The 19,124-nt window shown below is 45.5% G+C and carries 18 protein-coding genes; 15 read left to right on the top strand and 3 right to left on the bottom strand.

Annotated elements, in window-relative coordinates; translation table 11 throughout:
* Nucleotides 1–2: 2 nt before the first annotated feature.
* Together carB and U9J37_RS08400 are read left to right on the top strand one after the other, a co-directional pair.
* The gene (carB, locus tag U9J37_RS08405; RefSeq protein ID WP_005473508.1) at nt 3–3,236 is read left to right on the top strand and encodes a carbamoyl-phosphate synthase large subunit; all 3,234 of its coding nucleotides are present in this window, start codon (nt 3–5) and stop codon (nt 3,234–3,236) included.
* Nucleotides 3,237–3,416: 180 nt separating this feature from the next.
* A complete protein-coding gene (locus tag U9J37_RS08400) occupies nt 3,417–4,196 on the top strand; it encodes a TSUP family transporter (RefSeq protein WP_005473553.1) in 780 nt (259 codons plus the stop codon).
* Here U9J37_RS08400 and U9J37_RS08395 read toward each other — a convergent pair.
* Both U9J37_RS08395 and grcA read right to left on the bottom strand, forming a co-directional pair.
* The gene (locus U9J37_RS08395) at nt 4,132–4,992 is read right to left on the bottom strand and encodes a LysR family transcriptional regulator (protein ID WP_043887144.1); all 861 of its coding nucleotides are present in this window, start codon (nt 4,990–4,992) and stop codon (nt 4,132–4,134) included. The two genes, U9J37_RS08400 and U9J37_RS08395, sit on opposite strands and share 65 nt — an antisense overlap.
* A 138-nt stretch (nt 4,993–5,130) precedes the next feature.
* Entirely contained in the window at nt 5,131–5,508 is a 378-nt protein-coding gene (gene grcA / locus U9J37_RS08390) for an autonomous glycyl radical cofactor GrcA (RefSeq protein ID WP_005473448.1), read from the bottom strand.
* Nucleotides 5,509–5,831: 323 nt separating this feature from the next.
* On the opposite strand from grcA, the gene nfo reads away from it, so the two are divergent.
* From nfo to U9J37_RS08375, 3 genes are all read left to right on the top strand, one after another.
* Entirely contained in the window at nt 5,832–6,725 is an 894-nt protein-coding gene (gene nfo, locus U9J37_RS08385) for a deoxyribonuclease IV (protein WP_198135507.1), read from the top strand.
* Nucleotides 6,726–6,971: 246 nt separating this feature from the next.
* Complete coding sequence (gene ung / locus U9J37_RS08380) at nt 6,972–7,661, top strand: uracil-DNA glycosylase (RefSeq protein ID WP_005473523.1); 690 nt, start codon at nt 6,972–6,974, stop codon at nt 7,659–7,661.
* A gap of 90 nt (nt 7,662–7,751) precedes the next feature.
* Nucleotides 7,752–8,303, top strand: coding sequence for a hemerythrin domain-containing protein (locus tag U9J37_RS08375; RefSeq protein WP_322413793.1), 552 nt, complete (start codon nt 7,752–7,754; stop codon nt 8,301–8,303).
* 38 nt (nt 8,304–8,341) lie between these two features.
* On the opposite strand, the gene U9J37_RS08370 is transcribed toward U9J37_RS08375, so the two are convergent.
* On the bottom strand, nt 8,342–8,524 hold the full coding sequence (locus tag U9J37_RS08370) for a DUF3545 family protein (RefSeq protein WP_038139648.1): 183 nt from the start codon (nt 8,522–8,524) through the stop codon (nt 8,342–8,344).
* Nucleotides 8,525–9,231: 707 nt separating this feature from the next.
* Here U9J37_RS08370 and U9J37_RS08365 point away from each other — a divergent pair.
* From U9J37_RS08365 to deoD, 10 genes are all read left to right on the top strand, one after another.
* The gene (locus U9J37_RS08365) at nt 9,232–10,662 is read left to right on the top strand and encodes an alanine/glycine:cation symporter family protein (RefSeq protein ID WP_322413792.1); all 1,431 of its coding nucleotides are present in this window, start codon (nt 9,232–9,234) and stop codon (nt 10,660–10,662) included.
* 112 nt (nt 10,663–10,774) lie between these two features.
* Entirely contained in the window at nt 10,775–11,548 is a 774-nt protein-coding gene (gene yaaA, locus U9J37_RS08360) for a peroxide stress protein YaaA (RefSeq protein WP_038139643.1), read from the top strand.
* Between the two features lie 14 nt (nt 11,549–11,562).
* Nucleotides 11,563–11,706, top strand: a complete 144-nt coding sequence (locus tag U9J37_RS08355) for a DUF5363 family protein (protein WP_179944652.1) — start codon at nt 11,563–11,565, stop codon at nt 11,704–11,706.
* Between the two features lie 2 nt (nt 11,707–11,708).
* Entirely contained in the window at nt 11,709–12,482 is a 774-nt protein-coding gene (locus tag U9J37_RS08350) for a TatD family hydrolase (protein WP_005473513.1), read from the top strand.
* Nucleotides 12,483–12,686: 204 nt separating this feature from the next.
* The gene (locus tag U9J37_RS08345) at nt 12,687–13,949 is read left to right on the top strand and encodes a NupC/NupG family nucleoside CNT transporter (protein WP_005473518.1); all 1,263 of its coding nucleotides are present in this window, start codon (nt 12,687–12,689) and stop codon (nt 13,947–13,949) included.
* A gap of 301 nt (nt 13,950–14,250) precedes the next feature.
* Complete coding sequence (locus U9J37_RS08340) at nt 14,251–14,421, top strand: XapX domain-containing protein (protein WP_005473572.1); 171 nt, start codon at nt 14,251–14,253, stop codon at nt 14,419–14,421.
* Nucleotides 14,422–14,683: 262 nt separating this feature from the next.
* Nucleotides 14,684–15,460, top strand: coding sequence for a deoxyribose-phosphate aldolase (gene deoC / locus U9J37_RS08335; protein ID WP_005473560.1), 777 nt, complete (start codon nt 14,684–14,686; stop codon nt 15,458–15,460).
* A gap of 113 nt (nt 15,461–15,573) precedes the next feature.
* Entirely contained in the window at nt 15,574–16,902 is a 1,329-nt protein-coding gene (gene deoA / locus U9J37_RS08330; protein ID WP_005473547.1) for a thymidine phosphorylase, read from the top strand.
* A gap of 127 nt (nt 16,903–17,029) precedes the next feature.
* The gene (locus U9J37_RS08325) at nt 17,030–18,250 is read left to right on the top strand and encodes a phosphopentomutase (RefSeq protein WP_005473487.1); all 1,221 of its coding nucleotides are present in this window, start codon (nt 17,030–17,032) and stop codon (nt 18,248–18,250) included.
* 90 nt (nt 18,251–18,340) lie between these two features.
* On the top strand, nt 18,341–19,060 hold the full coding sequence (gene deoD / locus U9J37_RS08320) for a purine-nucleoside phosphorylase (RefSeq protein ID WP_005473519.1): 720 nt from the start codon (nt 18,341–18,343) through the stop codon (nt 19,058–19,060).
* Nucleotides 19,061–19,124 lie beyond the last annotated feature (64 nt).

The following is a 19,124-nucleotide window of genomic DNA, read 5'->3' as shown; positions in this document are numbered from 1 at the left end:
GAATGCCAAAACGTACTGACTTAAAAAGTATTCTAATTCTAGGTGCAGGCCCGATTGTTATCGGTCAGGCATGTGAGTTTGACTACTCTGGTGCACAAGCATGTAAAGCACTGCGTGAAGAGGGTTACCGAGTTATCCTTGTAAACTCAAACCCAGCAACCATCATGACTGACCCAGACATGGCGGATGCAACTTACATCGAACCAATCCAGTGGGAAGTGGTTCGTAAGATCATCGAGAAAGAGCGCCCTGATGCAGTACTGCCAACAATGGGTGGTCAGACAGCTCTTAACTGTGCACTAGACCTAGAGAAACACGGCGTACTTGCAGAATTCGGCGTAGAAATGATTGGTGCAACAGCTGACGCAATCGACAAAGCCGAAGACCGTTCTCGCTTCGATAAAGCGATGAAGTCAATCGGCCTTGAGTGTCCTCGCGCTGATACTGCGAAAACGATGGAAGAAGCATACGCCGTTCTTGATATGGTTGGCTTCCCTTGTATCATCCGTCCGTCGTTCACTATGGGTGGTACTGGCGGTGGTATCGCTTATAACAAAGAAGAGTTCGAAGAGATTTGTCGTCGTGGTCTGGACCTGTCGCCAACTAACGAACTTCTTATCGATGAATCTCTTATCGGTTGGAAAGAGTATGAGATGGAAGTAGTCCGTGACAAAGCGGACAACTGTATCATCGTATGTTCTATCGAAAACTTTGACCCAATGGGCATCCACACGGGTGACTCAATCACAGTAGCTCCAGCACAGACTCTGACTGACAAAGAGTATCAGTTGATGCGTAACGCATCTCTAGCGGTACTGCGTGAAATAGGTGTTGAGACAGGTGGTTCAAACGTACAGTTTGGTATTAACCCGAAAGATGGCCGTATGGTTATCATCGAGATGAACCCACGTGTATCTCGCTCTTCTGCGCTTGCTTCTAAGGCAACAGGTTTCCCAATTGCTAAGATTGCGGCGAAACTGGCAGTGGGCTTCACGCTTGATGAGCTACAAAATGATATCACGGGTGGTGCGACTCCGGCGTCATTCGAACCAACCATCGACTACGTAGTGACCAAGATTCCTCGCTTTAACTTCGAGAAATTTGCAGGTGCTAACGACCGTCTGACGACTCAGATGAAGTCTGTGGGTGAGGTTATGGCTATCGGTCGTAACCAACAAGAATCTCTACAAAAAGCACTGCGTGGCCTTGAAGTAGGCGTGAATGGCTTTGATGAAATGGTTGATCTGGATGCGCCAGACGCACTAACAACAATTCGTCACGAGTTAAAAGAAGCGGGTGCTGAGCGTATTTGGTACATCGCAGACGCATTCCGTGCTGGCATGTCTGTGGAAGGTGTATTTAACCTAACAGCAATTGACCGCTGGTTCCTAGTTCAAATCGAAGAGTTAGTTAACCTAGAAAACGAAGTAAAAGCGGGTGGTTTCGCAGGTCTAACTCAAGACGTTTTGCGTAAGATGAAGCGCAAAGGGTTCTCTGATGCTCGCCTCTCTACAATCTTAGGTGTGTCTGAAAGTGAAATTCGCCGTCTACGCGACCAGTACGACATCCACCCAGTGTACAAACGCGTTGATACGTGTGCGGCTGAGTTCTCTTCTGACACGGCGTACATGTACTCATCTTACGATGAAGAGTGTGAAGCGCAGCCAACAGATAAAGACAAAATCATGGTTCTGGGCGGTGGTCCTAACCGTATCGGTCAAGGTATCGAATTTGACTACTGTTGTGTACACGCTTCACTCGCACTGCGTGAAGATGGTTACGAAACCATCATGGTTAACTGTAACCCTGAGACAGTTTCTACTGATTACGACACTTCAGACCGTCTGTACTTTGAACCAGTAACTCTGGAAGATGTGCTTTCAATCGTCCGTGTTGAGAAGCCAAAAGGCGTTATCGTTCAATACGGTGGTCAAACGCCACTTAAACTGGCTCGTGCACTTGAAGCAGCAGGTGTGCCAATCATTGGTACTAGCCCGGATGCAATTGACCGCGCAGAAGACCGTGAGCGTTTCCAAGTTGCTGTTGACCGTTTAGGTCTTCTACAGCCAGAGAACGCAACGGTTACGACGCTAGAGCAAGCGGTTGAAAAATCAAAAGAAATTGGCTTTCCGTTGGTTGTTCGTCCTTCTTACGTTCTAGGTGGGCGTGCGATGGAAATCGTCTACGATGAGCAAGACCTACGTCGCTACTTCAACGAAGCAGTAAGTGTATCGAATGAGTCTCCAGTTCTTCTAGATAGCTTCCTTGATGATGCTGTAGAAGTTGACATCGATGCGATTTGTGACGGTGAGCGCGTAGTAATTGGCGGTATCATGGAGCACATCGAGCAAGCGGGTGTTCACTCAGGTGACTCTGCATGTTCTCTACCTGCTTACACGCTAAGCCAAGAGATCCAAGATGTGATGCGTGAGCAAGTTGAAAAGCTCGCTTTCGAATTGGGTGTACGTGGCCTAATGAACACTCAGTTTGCGGTTAAGAACAACAAGGTTTACCTAATCGAGGTTAACCCACGTGCTGCGCGTACAGTACCATTCGTATCTAAAGCAACGGGTGCACCACTAGCGAAAATCGCTGCACGTGTTATGGCTGGTCAATCTCTAGAGTCTCAGGGCTTTACGAAAGAAATCATCCCACCTTATTACTCAGTGAAAGAAGTGGTTCTGCCATTCAACAAGTTCCCTGGTGTTGACCCACTGTTGGGCCCAGAGATGCGCTCTACTGGTGAGGTTATGGGTGTTGGTGCAACGTTCGCAGAAGCTTACGCGAAAGCAGAACTAGGTTGTGGCGCAGTTTACCCAGAAGGTGGTCGTGCTCTACTGTCTGTTCGTGAAGGCGATAAGCAGCGTGTAGTTGACCTAGCATCTAAGCTCACTAAGCTTGGTTACCAGCTGGATGCAACGCACGGTACGGCAGTTATTCTAGGCGAAGCAGGCATTAACCCACGTCTAGTGAACAAGGTACATGAAGGTCGTCCACACATTCTTGACCGTATCAAGAACAACGAGTACACCTACATCGTAAACACGGCTGCTGGTCGTCAAGCGATTGAAGATTCAAAAGTACTACGTCGTGGTGCGTTGGCTGAGAAAGTGAACTACACAACAACCTTAAACGCTGCATTTGCTGTATGTATGGCTCACACTGCAGACGCGAAAACGTCAGTAACATCAGTACAAGAATTGCACGCAAAAGTTGCAGAGAATGAAGCTAAATAAAAATCAGTAGGCTCGCAACAGAGCTTATATGACAACCTCATTGCCCACTCATTTGAGTGGGCTTTTTTTTTGTATTTAATGGTGAAAAATTGGAATGGATTTAAGTCGAATGTTTCTCTAAGGGAATTGTTAACTTGGTGGTATTTTGATGGGTAGCGATTGATAACTAATTGATTGAAAATGGAACTTACACTCGAAATACTGACGATTCTTTTCTTTGTTGCGACGGCCGCAGGTTTCATCGATGCGATGGCAGGTGGCGGAGGGCTACTCACTTTGCCCGCACTTTTGGCGGCGGGCGTTCCACCGACTCAAGCTCTGGCAACGAACAAACTTCAAAGCTCATTCGGTAGTTTCTCCGCAAGCTGGTATTTTATCCGCAATGGTATTGTTAGCATTAAAGAGATGCGCCTTGCTATTGCCTGCACGTTTATTGGCTCAGCGGTGGGGGCTGAAGCTGTACAGTATATAGATGCGGGTGTACTGACGAGTCTGATCCCGATTCTACTGGTCGCTATTTCGCTATACTTTCTGCTGATGCCGAAAACCAAGCAGCACTCTGGTGAAGCGAAGGTTTCGGAAGCCATGTTTGCGTTTAGCGTTGGTGGTGGGGTGGGCTTTTATGATGGTTTCTTTGGCCCTGGAACGGGCTCCATTTTTACGGTCTGTTTCGTCGCTTTTGGTCACTTCTCTCTGGTGGACGCAACGGCTCGGACTAAGGTGCTTAACTTTACGTCAAATATCGCCGCGCTACTCTTTTTTATACTTGCAGGTTTGCCTGTGTGGGAGTTAGGTTTGGTGATGGCGATCGGCGGATTTATGGGGGCTCAGTTGGGCGCTAAGGTTGTCGTCACTAAAGGCCAAAAATGGATTCGCCCTTTGGTGATTACCATGTCTATGCTAATGGCTCTGAAGCTACTTTGGGAACAACATCAGCAATGGCTTCTGTCAGTGATTTAATGCGCGGATTTCGGTATGAAGACGGGCGCATGCAGATATGAATCGGTCGATATAAAGGCGTGAGCTGTTCAAAATGAAAGCAGTATTCTGGTTCGATTTTCATCGCCTTGATGACTGACAGTGGAATGAGGGCAGGGGCGATGCCTGAGATCGCCAACTGAGTGGATGCAGTATAAGAGTCCATTTGCATCACAGGTTCTACATTGAGTTTACTCAGTATCTTGATTTGATAAGTGTTAGCTGGATTGCTGAGATCATTGGTGATGATGGTGTCAGGCATATGGCGAATATATTGCTTTGAAACGACATAAAATGGCTCGTCAATTAAATGCAATTGAAGCAGGCTTGGGTGTTTAGGCAGATAGCCGGCGCAAATGCCGATATGCGCTTTCCCCGATTGAACATGCTCAATGATTCTTGGTGTATGGTTTGTCGTCAGCGTAATATGCGGATCGAGCTCGACATAATTGCCTAGAATCGAGTGAAGGTAGCCTGCGACTAGGGTTTCAGAACAGTCTAAACGTAGCGGCGTTGAATCTGGAAGCGCTTGTTGTTCGTGGATAAGCCCTTGGAGTTCTTTAAATGTCGGGCTAATACTTTCGATAAGGTTGATGGCATCTTGAGTGAGTTGAATATTTCGACCCGCAGGCACAATCAGCTTTTTGCCCATTTTTTTCTCTAAATTGGCAATGCGCTTACTCACGGCTGATTGACTAATGTAAAGCAGACTGCCGGCTCGACTCATTGTTTTGGCTTTGCTTAATACAAGTAGAGTTTCGATGCCTTCCAGAAGCATAGTTGGTTACCCGTCCATTGAGATGCGGTTCATCAATGTAACTGATTTGCTGATGCTATGCATCATTGAAGATAGTGACATGCTTAAATAAAAAAACGGCGCCGAATGGCGCCGTCTGTGTATTCTTTGCTCTAAAACTTATAGAGATTCAGTGAACGTACGTGCGATAACGTCACGTTGTTGCTCTTGAGTTAGAGAGTTGAAACGAACCGCATAGCCAGAAACGCGAATCGTTAGCTGTGGGTATTTCTCTGGGTTTGCTACTGCATCTTCTAGCGTTTCACGCTTAAGAACGTTTACGTTTAGGTGTTGACCACCTTCAATACGTGGAGCCGTTTCGATAGCAACTTCGCGGCTTTCGTAGTCACCGAGATCGTTGATCGCTACAACTTGGTCAGCTTCGAAGCCTGCGTTTGCTGCGACACAACGTGCTTCGTTCTTTTCGCTATCAAGTAGCCAGATCGAGTTTAGTAGGTCATCGTTAGCTGCTTTAGTGATTTGAATACCTTGGATCATTACCGTCTCCTAGTCCACTTACGTGGTGTTATTGGTGTTAACTTTCGAATTTTGTTGAGCTACGTATTATATAGCGAATATCCCTTATGATAATATTGATTTAGGTCAAAAAACAACTAAAAACATTATTTTTATGAAGGTTATTTTATTGTTCTAAATCAATAAACTCTTTAAAAACAACGTGGTTACAATATATTTGATAATATAAAAAATAGTTAATAACTCAATTTGTAGTAAATTTACTACAAATTGAGTTTAAATGTTGACCTGTCGCCGAAAAAAAGCGGTAAATGGTTCGTATATTGAAAGTGTAAAGTGATTAAATGACAATGTTAAAAAGAGAGCTTGGAAGTAAGTTTATTGGAGCGCACGTTTCCGCCGCGGGCGGCGTTGATCAGGCTCCGCTCAGAGCAAGTGAGATCGGTGCAAATGCGTTTGCACTGTTTACCAAAAATCAGCGCCAATGGGCAGCGAAGCCATTGGAGCCCAAAATCATTCAAGCATTTAAGGCGAACTGTAAACGCTTAGGATTCGACGCAGGGCAGATTTTGCCTCACGACTCCTATTTGATTAATTTAGGTGCCCCTGAAGATGATAAGCTCGAGAAATCGCGCGCAGCGTTTATCGATGAAATGAAACGCTGTCATTTGTTAGGGCTTACTTTGCTTAATTTCCATCCTGGGAGTCATTTAAAGAAAATTTCGGAACAAGATTGCCTCTCGAGAATTGCCGAGTCCATCAACCTTGCCCACAAAGCGGTACCTGAAGTGATTGCGGTGATCGAAAATACGGCAGGGCAGGGAACCAACCTAGGTTGGCGGTTTGAGCATTTGGCACAAATCATTGATCAAGTAGAAGATAAATCTCGTGTCGGTGTCTGTATTGATACGTGCCACACCTTCGCAGCTGGCTATGACTTAAGGGATTTTGACGCATGTGAGACCACCTTTGCTGAGTTTGATCGCATTGTTGGTATGCACTATTTACGCGCAATGCACATCAATGACTCAAAAGTTGCCTTGGGCGGCAAAGTTGACAGGCATCACGCACTCGGTAAAGGCGAGATTGGTTGGGATTGTTTTGAGTATATCTCCAAAGACCCGAGATTTGATGGTATCCCTTTGATTTTAGAAACGATCGAACCTGATCTTTGGCCACAGGAGATTCAATCAATGCGGCAATTTCACCTTCAATCGATAGCTGAATCCACCTCATAGTGAGAAGGTGGCACCATTCTTTCATAGCGTAGTCTGTGTTTTACCAATGAGGGTGCCACTATGCCTTTTACCTCTTATCATATTCCTGTTCGTGTTGTTCGACTACCAGCGCCTAATCGTCATATTACTGGACAGGGGCATTATCGTACGCCACAGAAAAAGTAGTTATCACAGTCATTAACTCCTTTGTTCCTTCTTCTATATTTGCGACAATTTGTGCGACTTAAATAGAAGAAGGAACGGGATATGACTCAGTCATTAACTTGGCATGATGTTATCGGAAAAGAAAAGCAGCAAGCCTACTTTCAAGACACATTGAGTTTTGTTGAGGCAGAGCGTCAATCAGGTAAGGTCATCTTTCCTCCGGCGCAAGATGTCTTTAATGCCTTCCGCGCCACTGAGTTTGGTGATGTGAAAGTGGTGATACTTGGTCAAGATCCTTACCACGGACCAAACCAAGCGCATGGTCTCTGTTTCTCCGTGTTACCTGGTGTCAAAACGCCGCCTTCTCTTGTCAATATGTATAAAGAGCTCGCACAAGATATTGAAGGCTTCCAAATTCCCCAGCATGGCTATTTACAAAGTTGGGCTGAGCAGGGCGTGCTTTTATTGAATACCGTATTAACGGTTGAGCAAGGTAAGGCGCATTCGCATTCTAAATCGGGCTGGGAAACATTCACAGACCGAGTGATTGAAGCGATCAATCAGCATCAATCCGGTGTTGTCTTTTTATTGTGGGGGGCTCATGCTCAGAAAAAAGGCCGCTTTATCGATCGAGATAAGCATCATGTGCTAGCTGGGCCACACCCTTCTCCACTGTCTGCACACCGAGGTTTTTTCGGATGCCGACATTTTTCACAAACCAATGCGTTATTAGCTCAACAGGGTAAATCTGCCATTGATTGGCACCTGCCACTAGAGGTCGAATTGTCATAACCACTTGCTCTGCTTAAAATTCGAACAGCGTCAAAGTGTCATCAAACCATCTGCTATACACTTATAATAAGTAAGTGTAAGGAGAGCGCTATGATGATTGAAAGGATAAGAAGAGAGCACGGCTACATGGTTCGTTTGTTGGCCGTTCTCAAGCAAAAGATGGCTCAACTTGAAAACGAGCAAGCGATAAACTATTCCTTGCTGTACGAGATAGTTGCCTATCTTGCGGAGCATTCAGAGCGGGTTCATCACCCTAAAGAAGACATTATTTATCAATATTATCTCGATAAATTTGGTCATCTTGAATCTATTGAGAATTTGGAAGCCGAACATAAACAACTCTCTGAGAAGACTCACAATTTTTTGGCGACTGTTGAGATGATTTTGCAAGACGCGGTAGTACCACAAGATATCTTCTTGGAGCAACTGAAAGACTTTATCGGCTCTCAGTATCAACACCTAGATATGGAAGAGCGGTCAGTTCTACCGATAATCCTGAGAAACTTTACGGTCAAAGATTGGCAAGCGGTTGAGGCGATGTGGAGTGTCAATGAAGACGATCCGGTGTTTGGTGAGACGATTGCAGAGCAATACCAGCAACTGGCAAGTCGTGTAAGGCAGAACGAAACAGAAGCTTTGTAATCGCGTAGAAACAAAAAAGAGGCATTGCGCCTCTTTTTTTAGAATTCTAAATCTGCAGAATCTTCAAAGCCGATATCCATTTCTTTGAGTTCTCTTTGTAGGCGTTGCCTATCTTTAATTGCCTCTATTTCTCGCCATTTGCGTTTTACCGGTTTCGAACGCGTCGCACGCGCTTTTGGTAAACCCATTTCCATCATTTCTTCAAAGTTTAAGCCATCCATAAGCTACCTCTTTTTTAAATTATTACTCTTTGAAGGGGTACTATCTAAATACCATTCTCACTGAAGCGTATCTTTGATTCGTTTCTCATTTGTTACGATTCAATGAAGATTTCCTAAAAAATCTGACATCGGCTCACACTATTTTCCGTATGGTGTGGTTTTTTTTTGTGCAAACGAGTTAACGAAAACGATTAAATTCTCAAAATATGATTGTTAATCTCGTGTTTAAAAAAAGAGCATTTTTCGCCAATGTGCAAAGAGTTGCTTTACGTACAAAAAATGACGTCTAAGCGACGAAATATCACATGAGCGAGATTTTATGCGAGACCTTGGCGGGTAAGGGGTGCGACCTGCATGTAGGAAAGAGGCTCTTTGTTGGAGCGGAATATCTGTTATGTTGTTAATAAATTATGTTGATGTTCTGGTTTTGTGTTTTTGATGTTCTCTCTTGTGTTAATTATTGGTGATTTTATAGTGAAAAATAACATAAAAATGAATTTGGTTGCATATTGATTTTTGCGAGCCTTCGCTGCATTATCCGCCCGTCAAAAAATACGCTGATACGTAAAATGGAAGCATGAGGCGAGTTTTACAGGTCTAAACTGCATAATTAAACAACAATGCACTAAGCTATCTTGACACTTAGTCAGGCAGTTAGATGGATGGCAGGGACGCGATGATCAGCGAAATCTCACTATGAGGAACTTATGACAGATTTAATCAATTTGATGAATGACCTACTTTGGGGTTCCATTCTCGTTTACCTTCTTGTCGGAGTTGGAATTTACTTCACTGTCCGTTTGGGATTCATCCAGTTCCGCCACTTTGGCCACATGTTTTCTGTTCTGAAGAACAGTCGTAAAGCAGACAAAGCTGGTATCTCATCTTTCCAAGCGCTTTGTACTAGTCTTGCTGCTCGTGTTGGTACCGGTAACATGGCTGGTGTTGCGGTTGCCCTAACCGCTGGTGGTCCTGGCGCGATTTTCTGGATGTGGCTAATTGCGATGCTCGGTATGGCAACATCGTTTGCCGAGAGTACCTTAGCACAGCTATACAAAACCAAGGATGACGACGGAAACTACCGTGGCGGTCCTGCGTATTACATGGAAAAAGGCCTAGGTATGCGTTGGATGGGCGTACTGTTCTCAGTATTCCTAATTATCGCTTTTGGTCTTGTATTTAATGCGGTGCAGGCGAACTCAATTGCCAACGCGATGCACAATGCGTTCGGCTGGGAAGATACATATGTTGGTATCTTCGTTGTTCTGCTTTCGTCGGTGGTTATTTTTGGTGGCATTAAGCGTATCGCGCGCGTGGCTGAGTTAGTTGTTCCCATCATGGCGCTTGCTTACTTACTGCTTGCTCTGTTCGTAATGATGATGAACATCGAAAAGTTACCGGACATCTTAGTGCTTATCTTTAAGAGCGCATTCGGCCTGCAAGAAGCGGCTGCAGGTGGTCTGGGTTATGCAATTGCGCAAGCGATGATCAACGGCATTAAGCGTGGTCTATTCTCGAACGAAGCCGGTATGGGTTCTGCGCCAAACGCAGCTGCGTCGGCAACGCCTTATCCTCCGCACCCAGCGTCTCAAGGTTACGTGCAAATGCTTGGTGTGTTTATGGACACCATCGTGATTTGTTCGGCGACGGTTGCGATTATCTTGATGTCAGGTGAGTACGTACCACACGGTGAAGTGACAGGTATCGAGCTAACTCAGACAGCCTTAAGCTCTCAGGTTGGCGAGTGGGGGGGTATCTTTGTTGCGGTTGCGATTTTCTTCTTCGCATTTACCTCAATCATTGCTAACTACTCTTACGCAGAAACGAACCTTATCTTCCTTGAGCATAACCACAAAGCGGGTCTTGGAATCTTCCGTGTGATTGTTCTTGGTATGGTTATGTTTGGCGCGGTTGCCTCGCTGCCAGTTGTTTGGGCGTTAGCAGACGTATCAATGGGCTTAATGGCAATTGTTAACTTAGTGGCGATCATCCTACTGTCTGGTATCGTGATTAAGCTGGCAAAAGACTACAACCGTCAGCTTGATGAAGGTAAAGTGCCGACATTTGATTCGAACGATTTCCCGGAACTGAGGTCTCAGCTTGAAGATGGGATCTGGGATCAAAGCAAGAAAGATTAATCGTTCACTATAGCGTTTACCTATTAATACGATTCAAAAAGCCATGCAGACAATGTGTGGCTTTTTTTGTACCCTAAACGTTATAAATAATAGAGAAGGGTTAAGTAAAGTCATGTTAATTGTCGTATCACCTGCGAAAACGTTAGATTATGAATCTCCTCTTGCGACAGAGACGTTCACTCAGCCTGAGTTGATTGATTACTCAAAAGAGCTGATCGAGGTTTGTCGTAAACTGACGCCGGCGGATGTGGCGAGCTTGATGAAAGTCAGCGACAAGATTGCCGATTTGAATGTTGGTCGCTTTCAAGAGTGGAGTGAAGAGTTCACAACAGACAACGCTCGACAAGCTATCTTGGCGTTCAAAGGGGATGTGTACACGGGGTTAGATGCAGAATCTTTGACTGAGGCGGATTTTGAGTATGCCCAGAAACATCTTCGTATGTTGTCCGGTCTATACGGATTGCTAAAGCCGCTGGACTTGATGCAGCCATATCGCCTCGAGATGGGAACTAAGCTAGCGAATGATAAAGGCACGAACTTGTATCAGTTTTGGGGTAACGTCATTACCGACAAACTGAATGAGGCGATTGCTGCACAAGGTGATAATGTCCTCATTAACTTAGCGTCCAACGAATACTTCAAAGCGGTAAAACCCAAAGCGTTAGATGCGCAGGTGATTACTCCTATCTTCAAAGATTGTAAGAATGGTCAGTACAAAGTGATCAGCTTTTATGCGAAGAAGGCTCGCGGCATGATGGCGCGCTACATTATTGAAAATCGTATCTCGAGTGTCGCACAGCTTACCAAGTTTGATGTAGCCGGCTATTACTTCGTGGAAGAAGAGTCAACGCCAACAGAATTGGTCTTCAAGCGCGAAGAGCAGTAATCAAGGAGTCAGGCATGCTGGGATGGATTAAGCGTTTGGTAGCAAAATATGATGCTTGGTGTTTGTCGATGGGGCTAACACCTGAAAACAAGCGGAGCTGCGTTCCATATCGACGCGATCCAAACAGCCAAGACAAGACTTGTGATAAGGCGCAGTAACCATGCGCCTTTTTGATACTCATTGCCACTTCGACTTTGAACCATTCGCCGACAACTTTTCTGACAATCTCGCCCAGGCAAACCAGTGTGGCGTAGAGCGCTTTGTTATTCCCACAGTGGGTCCACAAAACTGGCAAGAAGTAGAAGCCTTATCTTCTCAGTTTCACGGCGTTTATCATGCGCTAGGCTTACACCCTTATTTTCTGACTGATGAAAGCGGTGATTACCTTATTGAGCTAGAAAATCGGCTTCGGACCCGAACGGAGTTCTGTGTTGCCGTTGGCGAATGTGGCTTAGATGGCCTTGTTAATATCAGTGCCGCTGAGCAGGAACACATTTTTATCGCTCAGGTGAAATTGGCAACATTATTTCAACTTCCTCTGATTCTCCACAGCAGAAAAACGCACAACCGAACTCTACAAATATTGAAGCAGTGTCGTTTCCAATTTGGTGGTGTTTTACACGGCTTTTCGGGCAGTTATCAGCAAGCGATGCAGTTTATAGAGCTGGGATTTTATATCGGTGTTGGTGGTGTAATTACTTACCCGAGAGCGAACAAAACGAGGCAAACTGTGGCTCAGTTGCCCGTTGAGAAATTAGTCCTTGAGACTGATGCACCCGACATGCCACTAAATGGACATCAGGGCAAGGCCAATCATCCGAAGATGATTGGTGAAATAGTGTCCTGTCTCGCATCGTTAAAAGGAATGTCAGAGCAAACGATTGCTGAAAACGTTTGGAAAAATAGCAATTCGGCGTTCGGTATTTGTGAATAAATTCTAAATAAAATGTGTTTTTAGTGATTACCCAGAGAGTGAATGGTGATCTTGTTCACGTAAATGAGTGAACGCATGATGAATCTTCGCAGAAACTGTGAGGATGGCATTACTTTATCAATGGACGGATGAGTATAATTGCCTCCGCTTTTGAGCTCCATTTTGTAACACGCCAACAAATAACATATAAGGAAGTCATAAACTATGAGCCTGTTTATGAGCCTAGTCGGCATGGCAGTATTGCTAGGAATTGCATTACTACTGTCAGATAACCGCAAAGCTATCAATCTAAGAACTGTGGGTGGCGCTTTTGCTATCCAATTCATCATCGGTGGTTTCGTTCTGTACGTACCATGGGGTCGTGATCTTCTAGCTGGTTTCTCAGCTGGTGTACAAAACGTGATCGACTACGGTAAAGACGGTACTGGTTTCCTATTCGGCAGCCTAGTTAACTTCTCAGTTGACGGTATCGGTTTCATCTTTGCTTTCCAAGTACTACCAACGCTAATCTTCTTCTCTGCGCTAATTTCTGTACTTTACTACATCGGTGTGATGCAGTGGGTTATCAAGATTCTTGGTGGCGGTCTACAAAAAGCACTAGGTACTTCTCGTGCCGAGTCAATGTCTGCAGCAGCTAACATCTTCGTAGGTCAAACAGAAGCACCTCTAGTGGTTCGTCCGTTTGTTCCTAAAATGACTCAATCTGAGCTATTTGCAGTAATGTGTGGTGGTCTTGCGTCTGTAGCTGGTGGTGTACTAGCGGGTTACGCATCTATGGGTGTACCTCTAGAGTACCTTGTAGCAGCATCATTCATGGCAGCTCCAGGTGGTCTACTATTCGCTAAAATCATCAAACCAGAAGTCGACACTCCAGATGAAAATCTAGGTGATGACATCGATGGTGGCGACGACAAGCCTGCTAACGTTATCGATGCTGCAGCTGGCGGTGCGTCAGTTGGTCTACAACTAGCACTAAACGTTGGTGCAATGCTACTAGCATTCATCGGTCTAATCGCTCTTATCAACGGTATCCTAGGTGGCGTTGGCGGTTGGTTCGGTATGGAAAACCTAACTCTAGAACTTCTTCTAGGTTGGTTGTTCGCACCTCTAGCATTCCTAATCGGTGTTCCATGGGCTGAAGCAACATTTGCTGGTTCATTCATCGGTCAGAAACTGGTTGTTAACGAATTCGTAGCGTACCTAAACTTCGTACCTTACGTTGGTGATGCAGCACAAGTTGTTCCAGCAACAGGTGCGGTAATGTCTGAGAAGACTCAAGCTATCATCGCATTCGCTCTATGTGGTTTCGCAAACCTTTCTTCTATCGCGATTCTACTAGGTGGTCTAGGTGGTCTAGCGCCAAACCGTCGTCACGACATCGCTCGTATGGGTGTTAAAGCGGTTTGTGCTGGTACGCTATCTAACCTAATGGCGGCGACAATCGCTGGCTTCTTCCTATCTTTCTAATTAAGTAGATAGATTATATAGACGCCGTTTTATAAAGCCCCGTAGCAAGTTTCTTGCTGCGGGGCTTTTTGTTTTTCTGTACCTAGCTGCAGTAAAACAATCTCAAGGTTATAAAACGCCTTGAGCACGACACTCTTAGTCAGTTGAGTGTCCAGTTGGATAAGGTTTGCCGATGCACTGAATCGAGCAAACGTTAACCAACGACTTTTTTGAGATACAAACCGTTTGCGCTCTATGAGCCACTACAGTTTTGCGACAAATATCTATAATGTATATATCTATAGAAAGTAGGACTTAACTTATGAATGAAGTTATCCTCGCAACCCTTGCTGGGTTTGTTGTCGGAATCCTGTTTTCCGCCATCAAGTTGCCAATACCTGCTCCACCTGTGTTATCAGGAATCATGGGCATTGTCGGTGTTTACTTAGGTGGCATAACTTATCAATGGATTATTGAGAAGTTTTTTAGCTAGCGCTACTGAGTACAAGGAGTATGATGAGCGTTGGTTGCAGCATGTCTGCATACACGTTAGACACTTCAATCGCAGATTGTTGTGCCATAGACCAAACTGGTACTGTGCGGTGACAAGGATAGCAATTAGGGGTCAATTCGCTGTTTACCCCTGAGTCTTCAAGGAACCAAGTCCGTTCATTAATGACTGCAAGGCTAGCTTGATTAGAGTCGAAATCATCAAGCTGGGCAGTAAAATTTTTGAATATTGATCGGAGATAGAAATGAGCGATTTAAAAGCAGCAGCACTACGTGCACTTAAACTAATGGACCTAACTACGCTGAATGATGACGATACTGACGCGAAAGTTATTTCACTATGTCATGACGCAAAATCAGCAGTAGGTAACACAGCTGCAATCTGTATTTACCCTCGCTTTATTCCTATTGCTAAGAAGACACTTCGTGAGCAAGGTACACCAGAAGTTCGCATCGCGACTGTAACTAACTTCCCACACGGTAACGACGACATCGAAATCGCTGTTGCTGAGACAAAAGCGGCAGTGGCTTACGGTGCAGATGAAGTAGACGTCGTATTCCCATACCGCGCTCTAATGGCAGGTAACGAAGAAGTTGGCTTCGAGCTAGTGAAGCAATGTAAAGAAGCGTGTGGTGATATTCTTCTTAAAGTGATCATCGAAACCGGTGAGCTAAAAGAAGAAGCACTAATCAAGAAAGCTTCTGAAATCTGTATCAAAGCAGGTGCAGACTTCATTAAAACTTCAACGGGTAAAGTGCCAGTAAACGCGACACCAGAATACGCTCGCATGATGCTTGAAGTGATTCGCGATATGGGCGTTGCAGAAACAGTTGGTTTCAAACCAGCAGGTGGCGTGCGTACAGCTGAAGATGCACAAGCGTACTTGGCAATGGCTGATGAAATCCTAGGTGATAACTGGGTTGATGCACGTCACTACCGTTTCGGTGCGTCAAGCCTGCTAACTAACCTACTTAATACATTAGAAGTGACAGACGAGACTGCTGATCCAGCAGCTTACTAATTTTCTCGTTCGAGAATTAATAAAAATAAAGTCTGTTTGGTGGAGTAGTGATTCGCTGCTCCACATTACCTCTTTACCTTACAACCTTGCTATTCAAAGCATGGGAGGATCTAATGTACTTACCTCAAGAAATTATTCGTAAAAAACGCGACGGCGAAGTTCTAACAGCCGAAGAAATCAACTTCTTCATTCAAGGTGTTGCAAACAATTCTGTATCTGAAGGTCAGATCGCGGCGTTTGCGATGGCAATCTTTTTCAACGAAATGACAATGCCTGAGCGTATCGCACTGACGTGTGCAATGCGTGACTCTGGCATGGTGATTGATTGGAGCCACAAAGAGTTTGGCGGTCCTATCGTCGATAAACACTCAACAGGTGGTGTGGGCGACGTAACATCTCTAATGCTTGGCCCTATGGTGGCGGCGTGTGGTGGTTTCGTTCCTATGATCTCTGGTCGTGGTCTTGGCCATACTGGTGGCACACTAGACAAGCTTGAGTCAATTCCAGGCTACAACATCACACCAACCAACGAAGTGTTTGGTGATGTGACAAAAGACGCCGGCGTGGCAATTATCGGTCAAACTGGTGACTTAGCACCTGCAGACAAGCGTGTTTACGCAACTCGTGATATTACCGCGACAGTAGACAACATCTCGCTTATCACGGCGTCAATCTTGTCTAAGAAGCTGGCTGCGGGCCTTGAGTCTTTAGTCATGGACGTAAAAGTAGGTTCTGGTGCGTTTATGCCAACTTACGAAGCTTCTGAAGAGCTAGCAAAATCGATCGTTGCCGTAGCAAACGGCGCTGGCACCAAGACAACCGCTATTCTTACTGACATGAACCAAGTACTGGCTTCTTCGGCGGGTAACGCAGTAGAAGTTCGTGAAGCGGTTCAGTTCCTAACTGGCGAATACCGTAACCCTCGTCTTCTAGAAGTTACCATGGCGTCATGTGCGGAAATGCTGGTTCTTGGCAAGCTGGCTGAGAATACGGAAGACGCGCGTAACAAACTGATGGCAGTTCTGGATAACGGTAAAGCGGCAGAATGCTTCGGTAAGATGGTTGCAGGTCTTGGTGGCCCGGCCGATTTCGTTGAAAACTACGATAACTACCTAGAAAAAGCAGAGATCATCAAGCCAGTTTACGCTGATGAATCTGGTGTCGTTTCAGCAATGGATACTCGTGCGATCGGTATGGCTGTTGTGGCTATGGGTGGTGGTCGCCGCGTAGCAACCGACGAAATTGACTACGCTGTTGGTTTTGATGGCTTTATTCGCTTGGGTGAACAAGCGTCTAGTGACAAGCCTTTGGCGGTTATCCATGCTCGTAATGAAGAGCAGTGGCAAGAAGCTGCTAACGCACTGAAAGCGGCGATTACAATCGGTGGTGAATATACGCCAACGCCAGAAGTGTATCGTCAGATTCGCGCAGAAGATTTGTAATCTTGTCATACGTGGAGCTGCAGCAGCTTTCTTGTGTCTGCTGCAACTTCTACTAGGCTGGGTTAAATAATTACAATTAGATTGGTCGATTGAGCATTTGTTCTCGGCCAGTTATAGGAAGAGAGCAATGAAAAGAGCATTTATTTTAGTCTTAGACTCATTTGGTATTGGCGCAACGGCTGATGCGAAAGATTTTGGTGATGTGGGTTCAGACACGCTAGGTCATATCGCTGAGCAGTGTGACAAAGGCTTGGCTGACAATGCGGATCGTAGCGGCGCACTCAAGCTACCTAACCTATCTAAATTGGGTCTTGCGATGGCGCACAAAGAGTCAACAGGTAGCTTTGCACCTGGCCTTGACACTGACGCGGAAATTATCGGTGCTTACGGCCACGCGGCTGAGCTTTCTTCTGGTAAAGATACTCCATCAGGCCACTGGGAAATTGCAGGCGTGCCTGTCTTGTTCGACTGGGGCTACTTCACTGATAAAGAAAACAGCTTCCCGAAAGAGCTGACAGACCGCATTCTTGAGCGTGCAGGTCTTGATGGCTTCCTAGGCAACTGCCATGCGTCGGGTACGCAAGTTCTTGATGACTTGGGTGAAGAACACATGAAGACTGGTCAGCCAATTTTCTATACTTCTGCTGACTCTGTATTCCAAATTGCGTGTCATGAAGAAACGTTTGGTTTAGACCGCCTATTAGAGCTGTGCCAAATCGCTCGTGAAGAGCTTGAAGACTACAACATTGGCCGTGTTATCGCGCGTCCATTCATCGGCCCAGGTAAAGGTCAGTTTGAGCGTACAGGTAACCGTCGTGACCTATCCGTTGAGCCGCCATCAGCAACGATTCTTCAAAAACTAGTTGATGAGAAGGGGGGTGAAGTTCACTCAATCGGTAAGATCTCTGATATTTATGCTGGCTGTGGTATCACTAAGAAGACCAAAGCAACAGGCATTCCTGCACTATTTGATGCAACAAAAGATGCCATCAAAGAAGCGGGTGACAATACCATCGTATTCACAAACTTCGTTGATTTCGACTCAGCTTACGGTCACCGCCGCGATGTTGCGGGATACGCTGCAGCGTTAGAGTACTTTGATGGGCGTATCCATGAAGTCATGGAGCTGATGGAAGAAGATGATCTGCTAATTCTTACTGCTGACCACGGTTGTGACCCTACATGGCCAGGTACAGACCACACTCGTGAGCATATCCCAGTGATTGTTTACGGCGCTAAAGTACCAGCGGGCTCTTTAGGTCTTCGTGATACGTTTGCTGATATTGGTCAGACGTTAGCAAGCCACTTTGGTACCTCACCAATGGATTACGGTAAAAACTTCCTGTAATTCTAACTCGTTACTATCAATAGAGGGCATGCCCCTCTATTGTTTTGTTTATCGCTTACTTATATCCGATTAAGAAAAGGAAATGAAATCATGGCAACTCCACATATCAACGCAGAAATGGGTGCATTCGCTGATGTCGTTTTAATGCCGGGTGATCCACTACGTGCGAAATACATTGCAGAAACGTTCCTGGAAGATGTTGTACAGGTATGTGACGTACGCAACATGTACGGTTTCACGGGTACTTACAAAGGCCGTAAGGTATCAGTAATGGGTCACGGTATGGGTATCCCATCGTGCTCTATTTACGCGACTGAGCTAATCAAAGACTTCGGTGTGAAGAAGATTATCCGTGTCGGTAGTTGTGGTGCAGTAAGTGAAGATATTAAAGTGCGCGACGTTGTGATTGGCATGGGCGCGTGTACAGATTCTAAAGTAAACCGTATTCGTTTCAAAGGTCATGACTTTGCGGCTATCGCAGACTACAAGATGGTTCGCGCCGCAGAAGATGCAGCGAAAGCTCGTGGCATTGAAGTGAAAGTGGGTAACCTGTTCTCGGCAGAATTGTTCTACACGCCAGATCCAGAAATGTTCGACGTAATGGACAAGTACGGCATCGTAGGCGTAGAGATGGAAGCGGCGGGCATCTACGGCGTATGTGCTGAGTATGGCGCTAAAGCTTTGACTATCTGTACGGTTTCTGACCACATCAAAACAGGCGAGCAAACCACGTCAGATGAGCGTCAAACAACGTTCAACGATATGATGATCATCGCGCTAGATTCTGTGTTGCTAGGTGATGCAGAATAATCAAGCTGAGTGAAGGAGGTAGCTCCTTACCTTGATTCTCGACGATTTAATCAAACAGGGTTGG

Origin of the sequence: Vibrio sp. 16, from assembly GCF_963681195.1 — a bacterium.
Lineage (GTDB): Bacteria > Pseudomonadota > Gammaproteobacteria > Enterobacterales > Vibrionaceae > Vibrio > Vibrio sinaloensis_D.
This window is presented reverse-complemented; position numbering and strand designations above follow the sequence as displayed.

What these genes read in the sequence shown, in the direction of transcription:
- U9J37_RS08340 (WP_005473572.1), top strand. Translation starts at nt 14,251, where the DNA reads ATGAATGAAGTTATCCTCGCAACCCTTGCTGGGTTTGTTGTCGGAATC.
- U9J37_RS08345 (WP_005473518.1), top strand. Translation starts at nt 12,687, where the DNA reads ATGAGCCTGTTTATGAGCCTAGTCGGCATGGCAGTATTGCTAGGAATT.
- grcA (WP_005473448.1), bottom strand. Translation starts at nt 5,508, where the DNA reads ATGATCCAAGGTATTCAAATCACTAAAGCAGCTAACGATGACCTACTA.
- U9J37_RS08395 (WP_043887144.1), bottom strand. Translation starts at nt 4,992, where the DNA reads ATGCTTCTGGAAGGCATCGAAACTCTACTTGTATTAAGCAAAGCCAAA.
- nfo (WP_198135507.1), top strand. Translation starts at nt 5,832, where the DNA reads ATGACAATGTTAAAAAGAGAGCTTGGAAGTAAGTTTATTGGAGCGCAC.
- U9J37_RS08350 (WP_005473513.1), top strand. Translation starts at nt 11,709, where the DNA reads ATGCGCCTTTTTGATACTCATTGCCACTTCGACTTTGAACCATTCGCC.
- deoA (WP_005473547.1), top strand. Translation starts at nt 15,574, where the DNA reads ATGTACTTACCTCAAGAAATTATTCGTAAAAAACGCGACGGCGAAGTT.
- deoC (WP_005473560.1), top strand. Translation starts at nt 14,684, where the DNA reads ATGAGCGATTTAAAAGCAGCAGCACTACGTGCACTTAAACTAATGGAC.
- U9J37_RS08325 (WP_005473487.1), top strand. Translation starts at nt 17,030, where the DNA reads ATGAAAAGAGCATTTATTTTAGTCTTAGACTCATTTGGTATTGGCGCA.
- U9J37_RS08365 (WP_322413792.1), top strand. Translation starts at nt 9,232, where the DNA reads ATGACAGATTTAATCAATTTGATGAATGACCTACTTTGGGGTTCCATT.
- carB (WP_005473508.1), top strand. Translation starts at nt 3, where the DNA reads ATGCCAAAACGTACTGACTTAAAAAGTATTCTAATTCTAGGTGCAGGC.
- ung (WP_005473523.1), top strand. Translation starts at nt 6,972, where the DNA reads ATGACTCAGTCATTAACTTGGCATGATGTTATCGGAAAAGAAAAGCAG.
- U9J37_RS08370 (WP_038139648.1), bottom strand. Translation starts at nt 8,524, where the DNA reads ATGGATGGCTTAAACTTTGAAGAAATGATGGAAATGGGTTTACCAAAA.
- U9J37_RS08375 (WP_322413793.1), top strand. Translation starts at nt 7,752, where the DNA reads ATGATGATTGAAAGGATAAGAAGAGAGCACGGCTACATGGTTCGTTTG.
- deoD (WP_005473519.1), top strand. Translation starts at nt 18,341, where the DNA reads ATGGCAACTCCACATATCAACGCAGAAATGGGTGCATTCGCTGATGTC.
- U9J37_RS08355 (WP_179944652.1), top strand. Translation starts at nt 11,563, where the DNA reads ATGCTGGGATGGATTAAGCGTTTGGTAGCAAAATATGATGCTTGGTGT.
- yaaA (WP_038139643.1), top strand. Translation starts at nt 10,775, where the DNA reads ATGTTAATTGTCGTATCACCTGCGAAAACGTTAGATTATGAATCTCCT.
- U9J37_RS08400 (WP_005473553.1), top strand. Translation starts at nt 3,417, where the DNA reads ATGGAACTTACACTCGAAATACTGACGATTCTTTTCTTTGTTGCGACG.